Source organism: Pseudomonas sp. LS-2 (assembly GCF_003605735.1).
Lineage (GTDB): Bacteria > Pseudomonadota > Gammaproteobacteria > Pseudomonadales > Pseudomonadaceae > Aquipseudomonas.
The window spans coordinates 139,052-157,936 of sequence record NZ_QXTJ01000033.1 but is presented as its reverse complement, the minus strand read 5'-3'; the positions used below and the strand labels follow the sequence as shown (position 1 = coordinate 157,936).

Annotated in this window: 16 protein-coding genes and 1 pseudogene; 13 read left to right on the top strand and 4 right to left on the bottom strand. The window is 59.1% G+C overall.

Features of this window, described 5'->3' with window-relative positions; all coding sequences use genetic code 11:
* The first annotated feature begins 70 nt into the window (after positions 1-70).
* The 13 genes and pseudogenes from hisC (at position 71) to fabF (ending at position 14,608) form a co-directional block, all read left to right on the top strand.
* Positions 71-1,183 (top strand): histidinol-phosphate transaminase, encoded by a 1,113-nt coding sequence (gene hisC / locus D3M70_RS18955; RefSeq protein ID WP_120127224.1) that lies wholly within the window; start codon positions 71-73, stop codon positions 1,181-1,183.
* A 40-nt stretch (positions 1,184-1,223) separates the two neighbouring features.
* Positions 1,224-3,431: a bifunctional prephenate dehydrogenase/3-phosphoshikimate 1-carboxyvinyltransferase gene (locus tag D3M70_RS18950; RefSeq protein ID WP_256659931.1), complete on the top strand. Its 2,208-nt coding sequence runs from the start codon at positions 1,224-1,226 to the stop codon at positions 3,429-3,431.
* Positions 3,428-4,117, top strand: a complete 690-nt coding sequence (gene cmk, locus D3M70_RS18945) for a (d)CMP kinase (RefSeq protein ID WP_120127222.1) — start codon at positions 3,428-3,430, stop codon at positions 4,115-4,117. Before D3M70_RS18950 ends, cmk begins: the two co-directional genes overlap by 4 nt.
* 121 nt (positions 4,118-4,238) lie before the next feature.
* Positions 4,239-5,192: pseudogene (locus tag D3M70_RS33380) on the top strand (30S ribosomal protein S1); the annotation flags it as partial.
* Position 5,193: 1 nt separating this feature from the next.
* Positions 5,194-5,868: S1 RNA-binding domain-containing protein (locus tag D3M70_RS33375; protein ID WP_256659920.1), on the top strand; the 675-nt coding region annotated here is incomplete at its 5' end.
* Between the two features lie 249 nt (positions 5,869-6,117).
* Positions 6,118-6,417 (top strand): integration host factor subunit beta, encoded by a 300-nt coding sequence (gene ihfB / locus D3M70_RS18935; protein WP_037011901.1) that lies wholly within the window; start codon positions 6,118-6,120, stop codon positions 6,415-6,417.
* Between the two features lie 18 nt (positions 6,418-6,435).
* Positions 6,436-6,672, top strand: coding sequence for a lipopolysaccharide assembly protein LapA domain-containing protein (locus D3M70_RS18930; RefSeq protein ID WP_120127221.1), 237 nt, complete (start codon positions 6,436-6,438; stop codon positions 6,670-6,672).
* Between the two features lie 423 nt (positions 6,673-7,095).
* Positions 7,096-8,469, top strand: a complete 1,374-nt coding sequence (locus D3M70_RS18925) for a phosphomannomutase (protein WP_120127220.1) — start codon at positions 7,096-7,098, stop codon at positions 8,467-8,469.
* A gap of 197 nt (positions 8,470-8,666) precedes the next feature.
* Positions 8,667-9,683, top strand: coding sequence for a glycosyltransferase family 4 protein (locus tag D3M70_RS18920; RefSeq protein ID WP_120127219.1), 1,017 nt, complete (start codon positions 8,667-8,669; stop codon positions 9,681-9,683).
* A gap of 102 nt (positions 9,684-9,785) precedes the next feature.
* The gene (locus tag D3M70_RS18915; RefSeq protein WP_120127218.1) at positions 9,786-11,780 is read left to right on the top strand and encodes a nucleoside-diphosphate sugar epimerase/dehydratase; all 1,995 of its coding nucleotides are present in this window, start codon (positions 9,786-9,788) and stop codon (positions 11,778-11,780) included.
* Between the two features lie 196 nt (positions 11,781-11,976).
* A complete protein-coding gene (locus D3M70_RS18910; RefSeq protein ID WP_120127217.1) occupies positions 11,977-12,300 on the top strand; it encodes a helix-hairpin-helix domain-containing protein in 324 nt (107 codons plus the stop codon).
* A 184-nt stretch (positions 12,301-12,484) separates the two neighbouring features.
* Positions 12,485-13,291, top strand: a complete 807-nt coding sequence (locus D3M70_RS18905; RefSeq protein ID WP_120127216.1) for an SDR family oxidoreductase — start codon at positions 12,485-12,487, stop codon at positions 13,289-13,291.
* A 42-nt stretch (positions 13,292-13,333) separates the two neighbouring features.
* Complete coding sequence (fabF, locus tag D3M70_RS18900) at positions 13,334-14,608, top strand: beta-ketoacyl-ACP synthase II (RefSeq protein WP_120127215.1); 1,275 nt, start codon at positions 13,334-13,336, stop codon at positions 14,606-14,608.
* A 58-nt stretch (positions 14,609-14,666) separates the two neighbouring features.
* On the opposite strand, the gene D3M70_RS18895 is transcribed toward fabF, so the two are convergent.
* From D3M70_RS18895 to dsbD, 4 genes are all read right to left on the bottom strand, one after another.
* Positions 14,667-15,233 (bottom strand): TetR/AcrR family transcriptional regulator, encoded by a 567-nt coding sequence (locus tag D3M70_RS18895; protein ID WP_120127214.1) that lies wholly within the window; start codon positions 15,231-15,233, stop codon positions 14,667-14,669.
* Between the two features lie 230 nt (positions 15,234-15,463).
* Complete coding sequence (gene dsbG, locus D3M70_RS18890; RefSeq protein WP_120127384.1) at positions 15,464-16,219, bottom strand: thiol:disulfide interchange protein DsbG; 756 nt, start codon at positions 16,217-16,219, stop codon at positions 15,464-15,466.
* A 5-nt stretch (positions 16,220-16,224) separates the two neighbouring features.
* Entirely contained in the window at positions 16,225-17,082 is an 858-nt protein-coding gene (locus D3M70_RS18885) for a TlpA disulfide reductase family protein (RefSeq protein ID WP_120127213.1), read from the bottom strand.
* Positions 17,082-18,818: a protein-disulfide reductase DsbD gene (gene dsbD, locus D3M70_RS18880; protein WP_120127212.1), complete on the bottom strand. Its 1,737-nt coding sequence runs from the start codon at positions 18,816-18,818 to the stop codon at positions 17,082-17,084. Before dsbD ends, D3M70_RS18885 begins: the two co-directional genes overlap by 1 nt.
* Positions 18,819-18,885: the final 67 nt, after the last annotated feature.

Sequence of the window (18,885 nt, the reverse complement as noted above, 5' to 3'; positions counted from 1 at the left end):
CCGCCGGCAAGCCGTGCTGCTACGGTCCGGGCAACCATCGATCTGCGTTTTAGAAGAGGTAAAGCGGTAAATGAGCGGCGACTTCCTCGCGCTGGCACAGGCTGGCGTGCAAAAACTATCGCCTTACGTTCCCGGCAAGCCGGTGGACGAATTGGCGCGTGAACTGGATATCGATCCGGCTCGCATCATCAAGCTGGCCAGCAACGAGAATCCGATGGGCGCAAGCCCCAAGGCGCTGGCTGCGATTCGTGAAGCCCTGGACGATCTGACCCGTTACCCCGATGGAAACGGTTTCGACCTCAAGCAGCGTCTGTCCGAGCGCCATGGCGTCGATGCCAGTCAGGTGACGCTGGGCAACGGTTCCAACGACATTCTTGAAATTGTCGCCCGCGCTTACCTGGCGCCAGGCTTGAATGCCGTGTTCAGCGAGCACGCATTCGCCATTTACCCGATTGTCACTCAAGCCGTTGGCGCCGACGCGCGGGTGGCGAAGGCCAGGGATTGGGGGCACGATTTGCCCGCGATGCTCGCAGCCATCGACAGCAATACGCGAGTGGTCTTCATCGCCAATCCGAACAACCCGACAGGGACCTGGTTCGGGCCCAAAGCGCTGGCAGACTTCCTCGCCAACGTGCCGAAGGACGTACTGGTCGTGCTGGACGAGGCTTACATCGAGTACGCCGAAGGCGCCGAGTTGCCGGATGGCCTGACATTTCTCGCTCAATACCCGAACCTGCTGGTTTCGCGCACCTTCTCCAAGGCCTTTGGCCTGGCGTCATTGCGTGTCGGTTACGCGCTGTCTTCGCCAGTCGTGGCAGATGTGCTGAACCGGGTGCGCCAGCCTTTCAACGTCAACAGTCTCGCCCTTGCCGCCGCTTGTGCTGCGCTGGATGATACCGATTACGTGGCCGAAAGCCGTCGGCTGAACGAGGCGGGCATGCAGCAGATGGAAGAAGGCCTGCGTGAAATGGGCCTGGGCTGGATTGCGTCCAAAGCCAACTTCATTGCTGTCGATCTGGGACGTGAAGCGGCTTCGATTTATGAAGGGTTGCTGCGCGAGGGCGTGATCGTGCGTCCTGTCGCCGGTTACGGCATGCCGAATCATCTGCGGGTGAGCATCGGTCTGCCCGCAGAGAACAGCCGCTTCCTCGAAGCATTGAGCAAGGTTCTGGCGCGTGGTTGATGTCATGGCTGATGTCACGGCAGTGCAATCCACGGCGCCTATGATCGGCCGCCTGGTGGTGGTCGGTCTCGGTCTGATCGGGGGCTCGTTCGCCAAGGGGTTGAAGGAAAGTGGCCTGTGCCGCGAAGTGGTCGGCGTCGATCTCGACCCGCAGTCGCGCAAACTGGCCGTCGAACTGGGTGTCGTCGATCGCTGTGAAGATAATCTCGCTGCTGCCTGCATCGGTGCCGATGTCATTCAACTGGCCGTACCGATCCTGGCCATGGAAAAACTGCTGGGCGTGCTGGCGACGCTCGACCTCGGTGATGCCGTGCTGACGGATGTCGGCAGCGCCAAGGGCAACGTCGTGCGCGCCGCTCGTGAAGCGTTCGGGGCCATGCCTGCGCGATTCGTGCCGGGCCATCCGATTGCCGGTTCCGAGCAGAGCGGAGTAGAGGCTTCCAACGCCCAGTTGTTCCGTCGTCACAAGGTGATCCTGACTCCCCTGCCCGAAACCGATGCTCACGCCTTGGCGGTGATTGACCGGATGTGGTCTGCGCTGGGCGCCGATGTCGAGCACATGCAGGTCGAGCGTCACGACGAAGTGCTGGCGGCGACCAGTCATTTGCCACATCTGTTGGCATTCGGCCTAGTGGATTCGCTGGCCAAGCGCAACGAAAACCTTGACATCTTCCGGTACGCGGCGGGCGGTTTTCGCGACTTCACCCGTATCGCCGGCAGCGATCCGGTCATGTGGCACGATATCTTCCTGGCTAACCGGGAAGCCGTTCTGCGCACGCTGGACACCTTCCGCAGCGATCTGGATGCGTTGCGTGATGCGGTGGACGCCGGCGACGGTCATCAACTGCTGGGTGTGTTCACTCGCGCCAGGGTCGCGCGCGAGCATTTCGGGAAGATCCTGGCCCGTCGTGCCTATATCGAAAAAGCGTCTGCCGAAGAGCTGACGTTTGTCGCGCAGCCAGGAGGTATTGTCAGCGGACAGGTCCGGGTGCCTGGGGATAAGTCGATCTCCCATCGTTCGATCATGCTCGGTTCGCTGGCCGAAGGCACGACCGAGGTCGAAGGTTTTCTCGAGGGCGAGGATGCCCTGGCCACCTTGCAGGCATTCCGTGACATGGGCGTGGTCATCGAAGGTCCTCATCATGGTCGCCTGACCATTCATGGTGTCGGTTTGAATGGCCTGAAGCCTGCGCCTGGCCCGATTTATCTGGGCAATTCAGGCACCTCCATGCGCCTGCTGGCCGGTTTGCTGGCAGCGCAGCCGTTTGACAGCGTGCTGACCGGCGATGCGTCATTGTCCAGGCGCCCGATGGAGCGGGTGGCCGAGCCGTTGCGTCAGATGGGAGCCGCGATCGAAACCGCAATCGACGGTCGTCCGCCGCTGACGATTCGCGGTGGCAAGCCGCTCAAAGGCATCAGCTATGTGATGCCGATGGCCAGTGCTCAGGTCAAATCCAGCCTGCTGCTCGCCGGTATGTATGCACGAGGCAAGACCACGGTGACCGAGCTCGCACCAACCCGCGACCACACCGAGCGCATGCTGCGTGGTTTTGGCTATCCCGTTGCAGGGAATGGAGCGACCGCGTCGGTGGAGGCGGGTGCCAGGCTTGTCGCGACGCGTATCGAGGTTCCGGCCGATATCTCCTCAGCGGCGTTTTTCATGGTCGCAGCATCGATTGCCAAAGGCTCGGATCTGCTGCTCGAACATGTCGGCGTGAACCCGACCCGCAGCGGCGTGATCGATATTCTGCGCCTGATGGGCGCCGACATTTCTGTGCAGAACCTGCGCGAAGTGGGTGGCGAGCCCGTGGCAGACCTGCGGATTCGCCATGCGCCGCTCAAGGGGATCGTCATCCCTGAAGCGCTGGTTCCACTGGCCATCGACGAGTTCCCGGTCTTGTTCGTGGCCGCGGCCTGCGCAGAAGGGCGTACGGTGCTACGAGGCGCGCAAGAACTGCGGGTCAAGGAATCCGACCGCATCCAGGTCATGGCCGACGGTCTGACAACGCTGGGTATAAAGGTTGAACCCACCGCCGATGGCCTCATTATTGAAGGCGGGTCCATGGGTGGCGGCGAAGTCGACGGGCATGGCGATCATCGTATCGCGATGGCGTTCAGTATTGCGTCGCTGCGCGCCGCAGCCCCGATCCGCATTCGGGACTGCGCCAACGTGGCGACTTCTTTCCCCAATTTCCTGACGCTCTGCGCTCAGGTGGGTATTCGTGTATCGCAAGAGGGGCAATCGTGAAAGCTCAAGCTCCGGTCATTACGATCGACGGACCAAGCGGCTCCGGAAAAGGAACGGTCGCCGGGTTACTGGCCAAACGTCTGGGTTGGTGTCTGCTGGACTCTGGCGCGCTTTATCGCCTGCTGGCGTTCGCCGCCCGCAACCATGGGGTCGACCTGACGAATGAGGAAGCACTCAAGCTTCTGGCTGCGCACCTCGATGTCCAGTTCGAGGCGGCGACCGATGATCATGGTCAGCGAATTATTCTGGAAGGTGAAGATGTGACCCTGGCGATCCGTAACGAGCACGTCGGCAGCGGGGCGTCGCAAGTCGCATCCTTGCCTGCGGTTCGTGAAGCATTGCTGCAGCGCCAGCGCGCATTTCAGGAGTTTCCGGGTCTGATCGCCGATGGCCGCGACATGGGAACTGTGGTGTTTCCATCGGCCCCGTTGAAGGTTTTTCTGACGGCCAGTGCCGAAGAGCGTGCCCGACGCCGATATTTGCAGTTGAAGGCCAAAGGGGACGATGTTAGTCTGTCGAGTCTGCTAGATGAGATACGTGTCCGTGACGAACGCGACACCCAGCGAGCGGTAGCCCCGCTCAAGCCGGCGCATGACGCCATTCAGCTGGATTCCACCGAATTGTCCATCGAGCAGGTGCTTGAACGCATCCTGAGTGAAGTCGCGCTTCGCGATATCGCTGGATGACCAGAAAGCCATGTGGGAGACCAGTCATAGTCCCGCAGGCTTTCTTTCATATGAACGAAACCCACGTTGTCTGGAGCGTGGCAGATAGGCGGATTCTTCGCCTTTATCAACAGGAATTAAAATGAGCGAAAGCTTTGCAGAACTCTTTGAAGAAAGCCTAAAGACCCTCAATCTTCAGCCGGGTGCGATCATCACCGGTATCGTTGTCGACATCGACGGCGACTGGGTTACCGTACACGCTGGCCTGAAGTCTGAAGGCGTCATCCCGCTGGAGCAGTTCTACAACGACGCTGGCGAGCTGACCATCAAGGTCGGTGACGAAGTTCACGTTGCGCTGGACGCGGTCGAAGACGGCTTTGGCGAAACCAAACTGTCCCGCGAAAAAGCCAAGCGTGCTGAGTGCTGGATCGTTCTGGAAGCGGCTTTCGCAGCTGAAGAAGTGGTCAAGGGCGTTATCAACGGTAAGGTTAAAGGCGGCTTCACAGTCGACGTTAACGGCATCCGTGCGTTCCTGCCAGGTTCTCTGGTTGACGTCCGTCCAGTGCGCGACACCACGCACCTGGAAGGCAAAGAGCTGGAATTCAAGGTCATCAAGCTGGACCAGAAGCGCAACAACGTTGTCGTTTCCCGTCGCAGTGTCCTGGAAGCCGAGAACAGCGCCGAGCGCGAAGCTCTGCTGGAATCCCTGCAGGAAGGTCAGCAAGTCAAAGGTATCGTCAAGAACCTCACCGATTACGGCGCATTCGTCGATCTGGGTGGCGTCGATGGCCTGCTGCACATCACCGACATGGCCTGGAAGCGCATCAAGCATCCATCGGAAATCGTCAACGTTGGCGATGAGATCGATGTAAAAGTCCTGAAGTACGATCGCGAGCGCAATCGTGTTTCCCTGGGCCTGAAGCAACTGGGCGAAGACCCATGGGTTGCTATCAAGGCACGTTACCCAGAAGGCACTCGCGTGACCGCGCGTGTTACCAACCTGACCGACTACGGCTGCTTCGCAGAGCTGGAAGAAGGCGTGGAAGGTCTGGTACACGTTTCCGAAATGGACTGGACCAACAAAAACATCCACCCANGAGCGTCGTCGTATCTCCCTGGGCATCAAGCAGTGCAAATCTAACCCGTGGGAAGATTTCTCTGGCCAGTTCAACAAGGGCGACAAGATCTCCGGCACCATCAAGTCGATCACCGATTTCGGTATCTTCATTGGTCTGGACGGCGGCATCGACGGTCTGGTTCACCTGTCCGACATCTCCTGGAACGAAGTGGGCGAAGAAGCCGTACGTCGCTTCAAGAAGGGCGACGAGCTCGACACCGTGATCCTGTCGGTTGATCCAGAGCGTGAGCGTATCTCGCTGGGTATCAAGCAGCTGGAAAGCGATCCGTTCTCCGAGTACGTCACTGTCAATGACAAAGGCGCTATCGTTCGCGGTACCGTTAAAGAAGTTGACGCCAAAGGCGCCATCATCACTCTGGCCGACGACATCGAAGCTACCCTCAAAGCCTCCGAAATCAGCCGTGACCGCGTCGAAGACGCGCGTAACGTTCTGAAAGAAGGCGAAGAGATCGAAGCCAAGATCATCAGCGTTGACCGCAAGAGCCGCGTGATCAGCTTGTCCATCAAGTCGAAAGACGTTGAAGACGAGAAAGAAGCCATTCAGAGCCTGCGTAGCAAGCCTGAAACCGCAGAAAACACGGGTCCCACCACTCTGGGCGACCTGCTGCGTGCTCAAATGGAAAAGCAGAACTGAGTTCTGTCTAACCATTGAAAAAGGGCGACTTCGGTCGCCCTTTTTTGTGGGCGTCTGTTTTTCAGACCCGCAATGGCAGTAGGGGCGCATGTGCTCCAGGCCCCGATTGATGAAGGGTTGTGTCTTGTAATGGCCTGTCGCCTCGAAATACCCTTCACATAAGTAGAAACATGGGCTGTTCAAAATCATCCGGTCATGCTAAAACCTTCAAAGCGCTTTACCTAGCTGCTTGAAAAAGAAGGGAAAAATATGACGAAGTCGGAGTTGATCGAACGAATTGTCACCCATCAAGGACTGCTCTCATCAAAGGATGTGGAGTTAGCCATCAAGACCATGCTTGAGCAGATGTCGCAATGTCTGGCCACAGGCGATCGTATTGAAATACGGGGCTTTGGCAGCTTCTCCCTGCATTACCGTGCGCCTCGCGTAGGTCGCAATCCCAAAACCGGACAATCCGTCAGTCTTGACGGAAAATTCGTCCCCCACTTCAAGCCCGGCAAGGAATTGCGTGATCGGGTGAACGAAGAGGAGGAGCACGAGCTCCAATAGCCGTCAGAGGAGTACTCGATGCGTAATATCAAACGCCTGATCTTTTTTGTGATCGTCCTGTTCGTTCTGGCAGTGACGGTAGTATTCATGCTTGAAAACCAGCAGCCTGTGGCGTTGGTGTTCTTCGGTTGGTCCGCTCCAGAGCTTTCGGTGGCCGTACCGGTCATTTTTGCCCTGTTGGCCGGTATGTTGATTGGGCCGGTCCTCACATGGGTAGCGCGCCTGCGCAAGAAGCCGAAATCCCGTCTGGCGTGATGGCGGTAGCATTCGGCTGAAGGGACGTCCCGCAGTTGAAGCGCGCTCGCCTTGCTTGAGCGCATGTTCGATCCCGCATCGCCCTACCTGGAACCGGGATCCATGGCTGTCAGTTTTTCATCAGGGCATGTTCTTGATGGCACTCGTAAAATTTCGCAAAACCATAGTGGCTGAATCCGGGAGAACCCGCGGTCAAGCTGCGCGCGTTTGCCCAGTCTGGAGTCAGGTTGGGGGAGCCGCGGAGCTGTGCTGTTGAACGGTTTGAAGAGAATTGCACCCGCGCAGTTAACTAATTCCCGTTTTTACTGCCTAACCCTCGCCTCAAGCTGTTATGCGCGAGGGTAGCGTGCGGTCCTAAGGCTGGACTGCTTCATACTGAACAGAGAAACCTTCGGGTTTTTTCGTCGCATAGGTTTTTTACTCATGAATCCCGACTATCCCGTTATTCAGACCCGTTGCTTTAAAGCCTACGATATTCGCGGTCAGGTCCCCAATGACCTGGACGCCGATATTGCCTATCGGATTGGGCGCTCCATGGTGGTGGAACTGGGTGCCAAAAATATCGTGGTCGGCAGAGACATGCGTCTCGAAAGCCCAGCGCTGGCGCAGGCCTTGATGAAAGGCATACAGGAAGCCGGTGCGGATGTGATCGACATCGGCTTGTGCGGTACAGAGGAAGTTTATTTTGCGACCAGTCACTATGCTGCCGATGGCGGCGTGATGGTCACCGCCAGTCATAACCCCAAGGGTTATAACGGCATGAAGCTGGTTCAGCGCGAATCGCGTCCGATCAGCGGGGATACCGGGCTGGACGCGATTCGTCAGCGCGTCGATTCGGGTGATTTCGGCGCTGTAGCTGCCCAGCTGGGCCGCGTCGAAGAAAAGCCGGACAAGACGGCTTACATCGAACATCTGCTCAGCTATGTCAAAGGCGCTGATCTGCGCCCGCTGAAGATTCTCGCCGACCCGGGCAACGGAGCGGTGGGGCCTGCGCTGGAAGCCATCAGAAAGCAACTTCCTTTCGAGTGGGTCATCATCAATGCCGAACCTGACGGCAACTTTCCCAACGGCGTCCCTAACCCACTGCTGCCCGAGAACCGCAGCATCACCCGTGATGCTCTGATCGAGCACGGTTGCGACCTGGGCCTGGCCTGGGATGGGGACTTTGACCGCTGCTTCTTCTTCGATGAAAAGGGGCGTTTCGTAGAGGGGTATTACCTCGTCGGATTGCTGGCAGAAATGCTGCTCAAGCAACATCCGGGCTCGAAGATCATTCATGACCCACGTCTGACCTGGAACACCATCGATCAAGTCAATCTGGCCGGCGGTACCCCAGTGTTGTGCAAGACGGGTCACGCGTTCATCAAAGAGCGCATGCGCAAGGAAGACGCCGTGTATGGCGGCGAAATGAGCGCGCATCACTACTTCCGGGATTTCGCCTATTGCGACAGCGGGATGATTCCATGGCTGTTGGTGACTGCTCTGATGTCGGTCTCTGGCAAATCGTTCTCCCAACTGGTTGACGAACGAATGGCCGCGTACCCATGCAGCGGTGAGATCAACTACAAGGTTGACGACGTCAAGACCGTACTGAGCAAGGTGCTGGAGCACTACTCGCCCCTTTGTTCGAATATCGACAAAACCGACGGCATCAGCCTCGAGTTTGCCGATTGGCGTTTCAATCTGCGTGGGTCAAATACAGAGCCGCTGCTGCGCCTGAACGTGGAAAGCCGTCGCGATCAAGAACTGGTCGATGCGAAGGTCAAGGAAATAGAACAACTGCTTAAAGCCGGTTGATCGAAATGGATCTGCGGCCCGGGGTCACGTCGATCTAGGGCCAGCAGTTCGACTCTGCTTTCCCGCTCATTCGAGCTTTCGTGTTTTAACCCCCTGCGTGATATCTTTCCCGCGTTTTTCGGTAGGCCCATTCTTCCATCCCGAATGCTCGTTCGGTGATAGCGGTATGTACGCGTGATCTCAACAACGGAACAAAAATGAATCATTGGTGGTTGGCGGTTGCTGTTGTCGGGATTTCCTTTGCGTTGACGTACTGGCTGCGGCGTTATGCGCTGCACAAAAGTCTGCTCGACATCCCCAATGGCAGAAGCTCGCATTCGGTACCGACGCCCCGTGGCGGCGGGGTCGCGATCGTCGTCAGCTATCTTGCAGCCCTGGTTTTCCTGTTTGTTGATGATGCACTGAGCACGCCGCTGTTCCTCGCGCTGCTGGGCTCAGGGCTGGTCATCGCGGCCTTGGGCTTTCTCGACGATCACGGCCATGTCGCGGCGCGCTGGCGCCTGCTGGGGCATTTCATCGCTGCGGTCTGGGCGTTGATCTGGCTGGGCGGTCTGCCGCCGGTGGCTATGTTCGGCAGCCTGCTCGATATTGGCTGGCTGGGTCATGTGCTGGCCGTGTTCTATCTGGTATGGCTGCTCAATCTCTACAACTTCATGGACGGCATCGACGGTATTGCCAGTGTCGAAGCGGTCTGCGTCTGTCTCAGTGCAGCGCTGATCTACGCCTTGAGCGGTTTCTACGAGCTGATCTGGCTGCCGCTTCTTCTGGTTGCGGCCGTGCTGGGCTTTCTGTTCTGGAACTTTCCGCCCGCCAGAATTTTCATGGGCGATGCCGGAAGCGGCTTTCTGGGTATCATTCTGGGTGTTTTATCGCTCCAGGCGGCCTGGATTTCCTCGCAGTTCTTATGGTCTTGGCTTATTCTTCTGGGGGTTTTCATCGTAGACGCTACAGTTACCCTCATCCGTCGCCTCGTTCGTGGCGACAAAGTCTATGAGGCTCACAGAAGTCATGCGTACCAATTTGCGTCCCGCAGATATGGCAGGCATCTTCCCGTGACGTCCGCAGTCGGTGTAATCAATCTGGTCTGGCTGTTGCCGCTTGCCGTCTGTGTCACACAGTTCGGGTTGAATGGCGTGATCGGGGTGATCGTTGCCTACGTTCCGTTGGTGGTTCTGGCATTCGGATTTCGCGCCGGGGAGCTTGAACGAAACTGACTGAGTTCCCCGAGTCGGGGATGGTGTAATTCTTGCGTAAGGCAGGGATCAAACACTGCTGTTTCATGTCGATAGGAGATTGAACCCGTGTTCGAGGGATGGATGGACAAGTTACGCGCAGTGCTGGTGGCGCTTCCTCGCCGCCAGAAGCGGATCATTCAGGTCACGACGGATGTCTGTCTGGTCTGGTTCGCGCTGTGGATGGCCTTCGTGGTCCGTCTTGGCGTAGACGAGCTCATCAATCCCCTCGAAATCCACACCTGGCTGTTCATCAGCGCGCCTGTCATCGCAATTCCGCTGTTCATCCGGATCGGCATGTATCGCGCGGTCATGCGCTATTTCGGCAACGATGCGCTGGTTGCAATCATCAAGGCAGTCAGCCTCTCGGCTCTGATTCTCGGGGTTGTCGTCTACCTCTACAGCAATCACCAGCATGTCGTGCCGCGCTCGGTCATGTTCAATTATTGGTGGCTGAGCCTGGTGATGATCGGTGGATTGCGGCTTGCGATGCGCCAGTACTTTCTCGGTGACTGGTTTTCCGCAGCACAGCACGTCCCATTCGCGACCCGCGACGACGGCCTGCCCAAAGTCGCCGTCTATGGCGCCGGTGCGGCCGGCAATCAGCTGGTTGCTGCATTGCGGATGGGGCGGTCGATGCGTCCGGTCGCGTTTATCGATGATGACGACTCTATCTCCAACCGGGTCATTTCCGGTCTGCAGGTCTACAAGCCCAAGCATATCCAGCAGATGATCGATGTCACGGGTGCGCAGGAAATCCTTCTGGCGATTCCTTCTTCGGCCCGAGCCCGGCGCCGCGAGATTCTGGGGTTTCTGGAAGGCTTTCCGCTCCATGTACGCAGTGTGCCGAATTTCTCCGATCTGGCGGCTGGCCGAGTCAAGGTCGACGATCTGCAGGAAGTGGACATTGCCGACTTGCTCGGACGAGATCCTGTTCCCGCACAGGACGAATTGCTGGAACACTGCATCAAGAATCAATGCGTGCTAGTCACTGGGGCGGGCGGTTCGATCGGTTCTGAATTGTGTCGACAGATCGTCTTGCTCAAGCCTACGACGCTGCTTCTGCTGGATCACAGCGAATTCAACCTGTACACGATTCTCTCCGAGCTGGAGCGTCGGGTTGCGCGCGAGTCGCTGAAGGTCAAGGTGCTGCCGATTCTTGGCTCGGTGCGCAATCATTCCAAGTTGCTGGACGTGATGAAGACCTGGAAGGTCGACACTGTCTACCACGCCGCCGCCTACAAGCATGTGCCTATGGTCGAGCACAACATTGCTGAAGGCGTCATCAACAATGTGGTTGGAACCCTAAACGCGGCGCAGGCTGCATTGCAGGCCGGCGTTGCGAATTTCGTGCTGATTTCCACCGACAAGGCGGTCAGACCCACCAACATCATGGGCAGCACCAAACGTCTGGCGGAGCTGATCCTTCAGGCGTTGAGCCGCGAAACGGCGCCCGTGATGTTTGGCGACCGCGCCAATGTGCATCAGGTCAATAAAACCCGCTTCATCATGGTGCGGTTCGGCAATGTGCTGGGCTCGTCCGGTTCGGTGATCCCGCTGTTCCATCAGCAGATCAAGTCCGGTGGACCGCTGACGGTTACGCACCCGAAGATCACCCGATACTTCATGACCATTCCTGAGGCCGCGCAGTTGGTGATTCAGGCGGGGTCAATGGGGCAGGGCGGCGATGTGTTCGTCCTCGACATGGGCGAGCCGGTGAGAATCATCGAGCTTGCCGAAAAAATGGTGCATCTCTCCGGCTTGAGCATCCGTTCGGATAAGAATCCTCATGGCGACATCTCCATCGAGTTCACCGGCTTACGACCCGGCGAAAAGCTCTATGAAGAGTTGCTGATCGGCGACAATGTGGGCGTGACCAGTCACCCGATGATCATGAGCGCTCAAGAGGACTATCTGTCATGGGACGCCTTCCGGCAGAACCTCTCGCATTTGCTCAAGGCGCTGGACGAGGATGACTACAACCGCGTTCGCCAGATTCTGAGCGACACGGTCAGCGGTTATGCGCCCGAGGGCGATATCGTCGACTGGATTCATCTGCAGCGCCGTCACGAACCGTGAACGCTTGACCGCGGGAAAACTTTGCTTACGCACTGAATCAACCCGCGCCCCCCCTTACGGGCCCTGATTCCGGGCATGGCCGTGACGTACACATTCGGTGACCGATCCCTGCGTTGACGCTCCATGAGCATCGGCTAGGTTTGGGAAGCAGCTCGGGAAAGCTGCTCCCAACTCACGATGTCATGGAGCATTACTAATGCGTACTTCCTACCTGTCGTCCATTGTCTTCGCCTTGCTCGCCGGCTTTTCGATTGCAACCAACGCTGCGCCGGCGGATGGCGCCCCTCCGGTGGCGCCTGCTTCGGCGTCTGCCGAGCAAGGTGCCAAAGTCAACATCAACGCCGCCACTGCTGAAACGCTGCACAAGGAACTGGCGGGCATCGGTGCGGCAAAAGCGGCGGCCATCGTCGCCTATCGAGAAGAGAACGGCGCGTTTACATCGGTAGACGAGCTGATCGAGGTCAAGGGCATCGGCAAGGCTTTGCTGGACAGAAACCGCGACCGGCTTGCGCTGGATTGAAACGCCTCAAGGCACCAAAAAGACCGATCATCGATCGGTCTTTTTTTGTCTGGCGTTTAACGGACGCGCAATGAGCACCGGGAATGAGGGCTTGACATGAAAAATGTCGATCAACATATAATTTTTAAAATTACGGGCGTAATATGCCTGCGTTGCTACTCTCAATGTCCACGGAGAACTACCCATGAGCACTTTCAATACCCACGGCACAGCGTTGATCACCGGGGCTTCTTCCGGTATTGGCGCCACGTACGCTGACCGGCTGGCCAAGCGAGGATTCGATCTGTTGCTGGTGGCCCGCGATCAGGCGCGCCTGGAGACGCTTGCCACCGAGCTGCGTGCCAATCACGGCGTAAAGGTCGAGGTGTTGAAAGCTGACCTGACGAACGCACAAGACGTTTCTGCCGTCGAACAGCGACTGCGAGACGATGCTTCGATCACACTGTTGCTGAACAACGCCGGTGTAGCCTCGAATACGGCATTGGCCGAGGCGGATCTGGGGGAGGTGGATCGCCTGATTCAACTCAATATCGTTGCGCTCACTCACCTGGCATCAGCTGGCGCAGCGGGTTTCCTGGCCCGTGGTCGAGGCGCCATCGTGAACATCGCCTCCGTGGTGCCGATGATTCCCGAGCGTTTCAACGCCGTGTACGCGGCCAGTAAAGCCTATGTATTGAGCCTGACCCAGTCATTGAATGCTGAAATCGGTGAGAAGGGTGTGCAGGTTCAAGCTGTGATGCCGGGCGCGACGCGGACTGAGATCTGGGACCGCGCCGGTATGGACCTGAATGCTTTACCACCCGAGATGGTGATGGACGTCAATGAAATGGTCGATGCGGCACTGGCCGGCTTCGATCAGAAGGAACTCGTCACCATCCCCTCGTTGTCCAACGCTGCAGACTGGGACGCGTTCATCAACGCACGTCTGGCACTGGGGCCTAACCTGTCGCTGCAGCACGCGGCCGCCCGCTACAAAACGTCAGGTGCTTGAGTCCGCGCCTGTGAACGTCCTGAAAGTCGAAAAGGTGAACGCATGAACGAACGTCGCATCGTAGTGACGGGGATGGGGCTGGTGACGCCATTGGGCACCGGTGTCGAGAAAGTCTGGCAGCGCTTGCTCGAAGGGCGCTCGGGCATCGTTCAGTTGCCCGAGGAAACGGTGGCGGATCTGCCAGGCAAGGTCGGCGGTCCTGTTCCGACGCTGGCGGACGATCCCGAAGCTGGCTTTGATGCGGATGCCGCCGCGCCGCCCAAGGAACAGAAAAAAATGGATCGCTTCATTCTGTTCGCCCTGGGTGCTGCGCAGGAAGCGGTCAGGCAGGCGGGCTGGGCGCCATCCACCGACGAAGAACGTGAACGTACGGCGACGGTCATCGGCGCCGGGGTCGGGGGTTTCGTGTCCATTGCCGATGCAGTGCGGACAACGGATTCTCGAGGTCCTCGCCGGCTCTCGCCGTTCACCATCCCTTCGTTTCTGGTCAATCTGGCCGCCGGGCATGTGTCGATTCAGCATGGTTTCCAGGGGCCGCTTGGTGCGCCGGTGACTGCTTGTGCAGCGGGCGTTCAGGCCATTGGCGATGCTGCGCGGATGATTCGTGACGGGGAAGCCGACATCGCCATCTGCGGTGGTGCCGAGGCTTGCATCGACCGCGTGGCGTTGGGTGGTTTTGCGGCAGCGCGGGCGCTGTCCAGTGGCTTCAACGAAACGCCCGAGCGCGCGTCCCGGCCATTCGACAAAGATCGCGATGGCTTCGTCATGGGTGAAGGCGCGGGTATCGTCGTGATCGAGACCCTGGAGCATGCGTTGGCCCGTGGTGCCAAACCGATTATGGAGTTGGTGGGCTATGGCACCAGCGCCGATGCCTATCACCTCACCGCCGGGCCTGAGGACGGCAGCGGTGCGCGACGGGCCATGCAGGCTGCGATTCGTCAGGCAGGCATCAAGCCAGCGGATATCCAGCACCTCAATGCCCACGCGACGTCGACGCCGGTCGGTGACAAAGGCGAGATGGCGGCGATCAAGACAGTGTTTGGTGATCAGAACGGCGTAGCCGTCACATCGACCAAATCGGCGACCGGGCATCTGCTCGGAGCGGCGGGGGGCATCGAGGCGATTTTCACCGCCTTGGCCATTCGCGATCAGATCGCGCCGATGACGCTCAATCTGGAAAATCCGGACGAGGCAGCGACGGGTATCGATATCGTCCACGGCAAGGCGCGCCCGATGAAGATCGAGTATGCGTTGTCCAACGGGTTCGGATTCGGCGGCGTCAACGCCAGCGTTCTGTTTCGTCGCTGGCAGCCGTGATTTGGCAGCCGTGAGGGCGTGAGAAAGCCCCTGGCGCAAACGTCAGGGGCTTTTTCGTTCAGGCTGCGCTGATCTGCTGCTTGAGCTGATCCCGCGTGGTTTGCAGGATCCGTTCAGCCAGTTGCGGGTTCTTCGCGCTACGAGCGAGTACCAGTGCGCCGACCAGCCCCGACATGAGCATCACGCTCTTGTCACTGTTTTCCTGCCCATCAGGCATGCCGGCTTCGAGCGTGGCGAGCATGCGCTCGATCAGCTCATCGGTGATCTCGCTGGGTTGACCGCGCTGGCCCAGCTCCGAGGACATGGTCGGCAGCGGGCAGCCGTTTTCCGGCTCCGTGCGATGCTCGGGGGACAGGTACATGTCGATGAAGGCCGCCGCCGAGTCGTCAGCCGACAGCTTCTTAGCTCGCGACTCGTTCAGTTGGTCCACTGCGCAACGCAGGGCTTTTTCGACCAGGTCGTCCTTGGATTTGAAATGGGCATAAAAGCCACCATGGGTCAGCCCCAGAGCCTTCATCAGCGGCTGCAAACCGGTTGCGCCGATACCGTCACGACGAAAGCGCGCGGCAGCCTCGTGGAGGATGCGCTGATAGGTTTGGGCTTTGTGATCTTCGGCGTAACGCATTAAGGAGCCTCCCGACTATGGCTCTTGAAATGTTGATCGACATTTTTACACGTATGACAGGTCGATGCAGTATCCACTTTCCAGGCCGGGTTGCCATTGGTCAGAAGGTCACAGGTCGGTGCGGTGTCGATTGCTGTCGCCAGATCGGTAGTGGTCCGGCTTCCGGCGGTGGCGTTCTTGAAATCGCTGCCGCCAATTGCGGTGCTGCCAAGCAAGTGAACAGCGGTGGATCATTTCGGCCCCATCATCTTCGCCAACACTTCCGGCCGTGGCACGCCTTGCTGTTGTTGCAGATTGCCGTCCTTGTCCTTGTAGAAGATCGAAGGCGTCGCTGACAGCCCCATGTCCTCCATCAGTTTCATGTTGGCGTCGAGCTTGGCCTGAATGGCCTTTGGTATGTTTTCCATGGCCTTGAGCGTGCTGCTCTTGCCGGCCTGTTCATGTTTCTGCAGGGCGACCTCCGGGTTGGCGTCAGCCAGCAGGCTCGCGGCCTTGGCGGCGCTGTCTTCGCGAATGACACCGACCATGATGTGGCGCAGTTGAACCTTGCCGGACTTGACCCATGGCCGCGCCTGTTCCCAGAACATATTGCAGTAAGGGCAGTTTGCGTCGCTGAACAGGTAGATCACTTTCGGTGCAGTCTTGGCCCCGTCGGCAATCCAGGTGCTGTTTTCCATCTGGCTCCACATTTCCTTGGTCATCGGCTCATAGACCAGTTTTTGCAGGGGCGCCTGGCTGAGGTCTTCGCCTTTCTCGTCGAACAGGTTGCCGGCCAGCACATGTTTGCCATCCGCTGTGAGGTACAACGCCATGGCCTGCTTCTGGTATTCGGCGGCAAAACCCTTGAGGCCGCTAGGCGCGTCGAAGCTGCCTTTGATGGTCGCGCCCTTGGCTTCCAGAGCCTTGATCGGCGCTGGCAATTCTTCGGCGTGCAACAGGGTGCTTTGCAGAGCGAGCAGGCCGGCGGCGACCAGGGATAAACGCATGAAACTCATTGAGTGCTCCTTGATGGAGTGTTCTTGAATGGGGCAGAGGCGGGCATCGCCGCTTCGCTGAAGTCGTCCAGGTAATGCGTCAGGCTGGCGCTGGAAAGTTCGCCCATGTGGCTGCCCGACAGGCGACCGTCAGGGCCATAGAAAAGTGTGGTGGGCAAGGCAGCAGAACCGACCCGCTGTCCCAGTTCCCCATTGGCGTCGAACAGCACGTTCTCCAGATGCAGACCCTGGCGTGCCAGGAAAGTCGCGACATCCCCGGCGCTTTCCGCCTGATTGACGAACAAGAATACCGTCTCGGGGTGCGCGTGTTGCCCGGCCTGCAACACCGGCATTTCGCGGCGACAGGGCGGGCACCAGGTCGCCCAGAGATTGACCACCAGCGGCTTGCCCTGGTAGTCGCTCAACTGAACGGTTTCGCCGGCCGCATTGCGCAGGGTGAGGTCTGGCAGTCGCGCGCTGTCGTGCTGCGCGTTGAGCCCCAGATTGCCAAGCCACCAGAACAGCAGGCCGCTTGCGACGCCCATGCCCATCGACGCTCGCAGCGTGGGTCGCCTCCAGCCACACAGCAGTGCGCCGATCAGTACCGCGATCACACCTGCCAACGGTGAAAAACCGCCGTCACGAATATCGATGATGCTCAGGGGAGTGGCTCGATACTGCGCCCAGTAACCGACGACGAACGTCAGACGCGCCACGAGCAATCCGATCAGAAACACGCCAAACAGCGCGCGCTCTGGATTGACGCCCTTGCGGCGTCCGGCCATCCAGCCCACCAGCGTCGCCAGCGCGAGCGCCACCAGCAACAGCAAATGGTTGAACGCCAGCACGAACGGCCCGAGGGAGAAACTCAGCATCAGCCGTGTTCCCGAGTGGTCTGCCATTGGTCGATGAACTGCCTGTCATCGACTTCGCCAGTGATGCGGCGCTCTCGACGTTCGCTGCCATCCGGTCCCAGCCACAGCATCGTCGGAGGGCCCGGCACCTGATAGCGCTTGAGCAGTTCGCCGCTGGCGTCGTTGTCGGCGGTGACGTCCAGACGCAACAGGCGCACACCGTTGAGCGCCTGAATCACGTCAGCTTTGCCGAAGACGTTCTTTTCCATGATCTTGCACGACACGCACCAGTCGGCGTAATAGTCGATCAATACCCACTGGCCGTCGCTGCTGGCGGCTGCGAGTTCGCGGTCCAGAGCGGCGGGGTCCCGGATTGTGGTGAATGCGTCGTGGCGCTCACTGCTGCTGGCGTCGGTTCGCGAACCGCTGTAGACCTTCAACGGCTGCCATGGATCGTCGCTGCCACCGGCTGCGCCCACCAGCATCATCACACCCCACAGGCCAAGCACCAGGCCAACGGGACTGCAGATCAGCGACGCGCGTTTCAGGCTGCGGGTCTGCACGATGGCGCTGAAGGCGACGGTCAACAGCAGGACGCCGAACAATGCCAGCCACAGGGTTTCAGCCAACAGCGGGCGGATCATGATCAGCGCGGTGCCCAGCAGCAAAAAGCCGAACACACCTTTGACCAGATCCATCCACGCGCCGGGCTTGGGCAGCAAGCGATTGCCGACGGTCACCACCAGCAACAAGGGCAGGCCGATTCCCAGCCCCATGACGAACAACACCAACGCGCCGTGCAACGCGTTGCCGCTTTGTGCGATATAGAGTAGCGCACCGGCCAATGGCGCAGTCATGCACGGGCCGACCATCAATCCCGACAACGCGCCCAGAACGCCTGCCCCCACCAGACTGCCGCCCTGACGCTGACGACCGGCATGCTCCAGACGATCGCGCAGGAAACCCGGCAATTGCAGCTCGAAGAAACCGAACATTGGCAGCGAGAGCAGTACGAACAGACCGGCGAAACTGCCCAGCAGCCAGGGTTGTTGCAGCGTCGATTGCAGATTGCTGCCCAAGAGCGCGGCGACGACGCCCAAGCCTGCGTAGATCAGCGCCATGCTGAGCACATACACGCTCGCCAGCGCGAAATTTCGACGCGGCCGCGCACCACTGCCCACCACCACGCCCGCCAGAATCGGCAGCATTGGCAGCGAGCAGGGGGTGAAGGCCAGGAGCAGACCGAGACCGAAGAAAATCAACAGACTCCAGCCCAGTGAACGCTCCTGCAGTGTACTGGCGAGTGCCTGATCCGGTGCCTGACCGTCGATCACCTGCGCATTCGCGCTGCCCAGAACGACGACCTGGCTTTGCGGCGGATAGCACAGGCCGGCATCGGCGCAGCCTTGCCAGCCGACCTTGACCTGGCCGGTGGCGGAGGCTGGAATCACCAGTTCAAGGCCTTGACGGTAGACGTGCTGCTGACCGAAATACTCGTCGTTATGCTCATCGCCGGCAGGTAGAACCGGCTGCTGATTGACGCTCAGTCCCTCGAACTTGAGGCGCTTCTGGTACAGGTAATAGCCTTCGGCGATCTGCCAGTATAGACGGGTTTCACCGGACTCCAGCCGCTCGGAGCTGAACATGAACGCTTGCCCGACCGGCAGAAAATCAGGCTTCTTGAACAGATCCCCACCTGGTAGCGCCTGCGCCAGCAACGGAAACAACAGCAGTATCAGTACCAACAACTTACGCATGCGCACACCCGGCAGATCGTGAATGAGAGGAGGGTGGCCGGCGGTGATTAAGGGCTGATTAACGAAG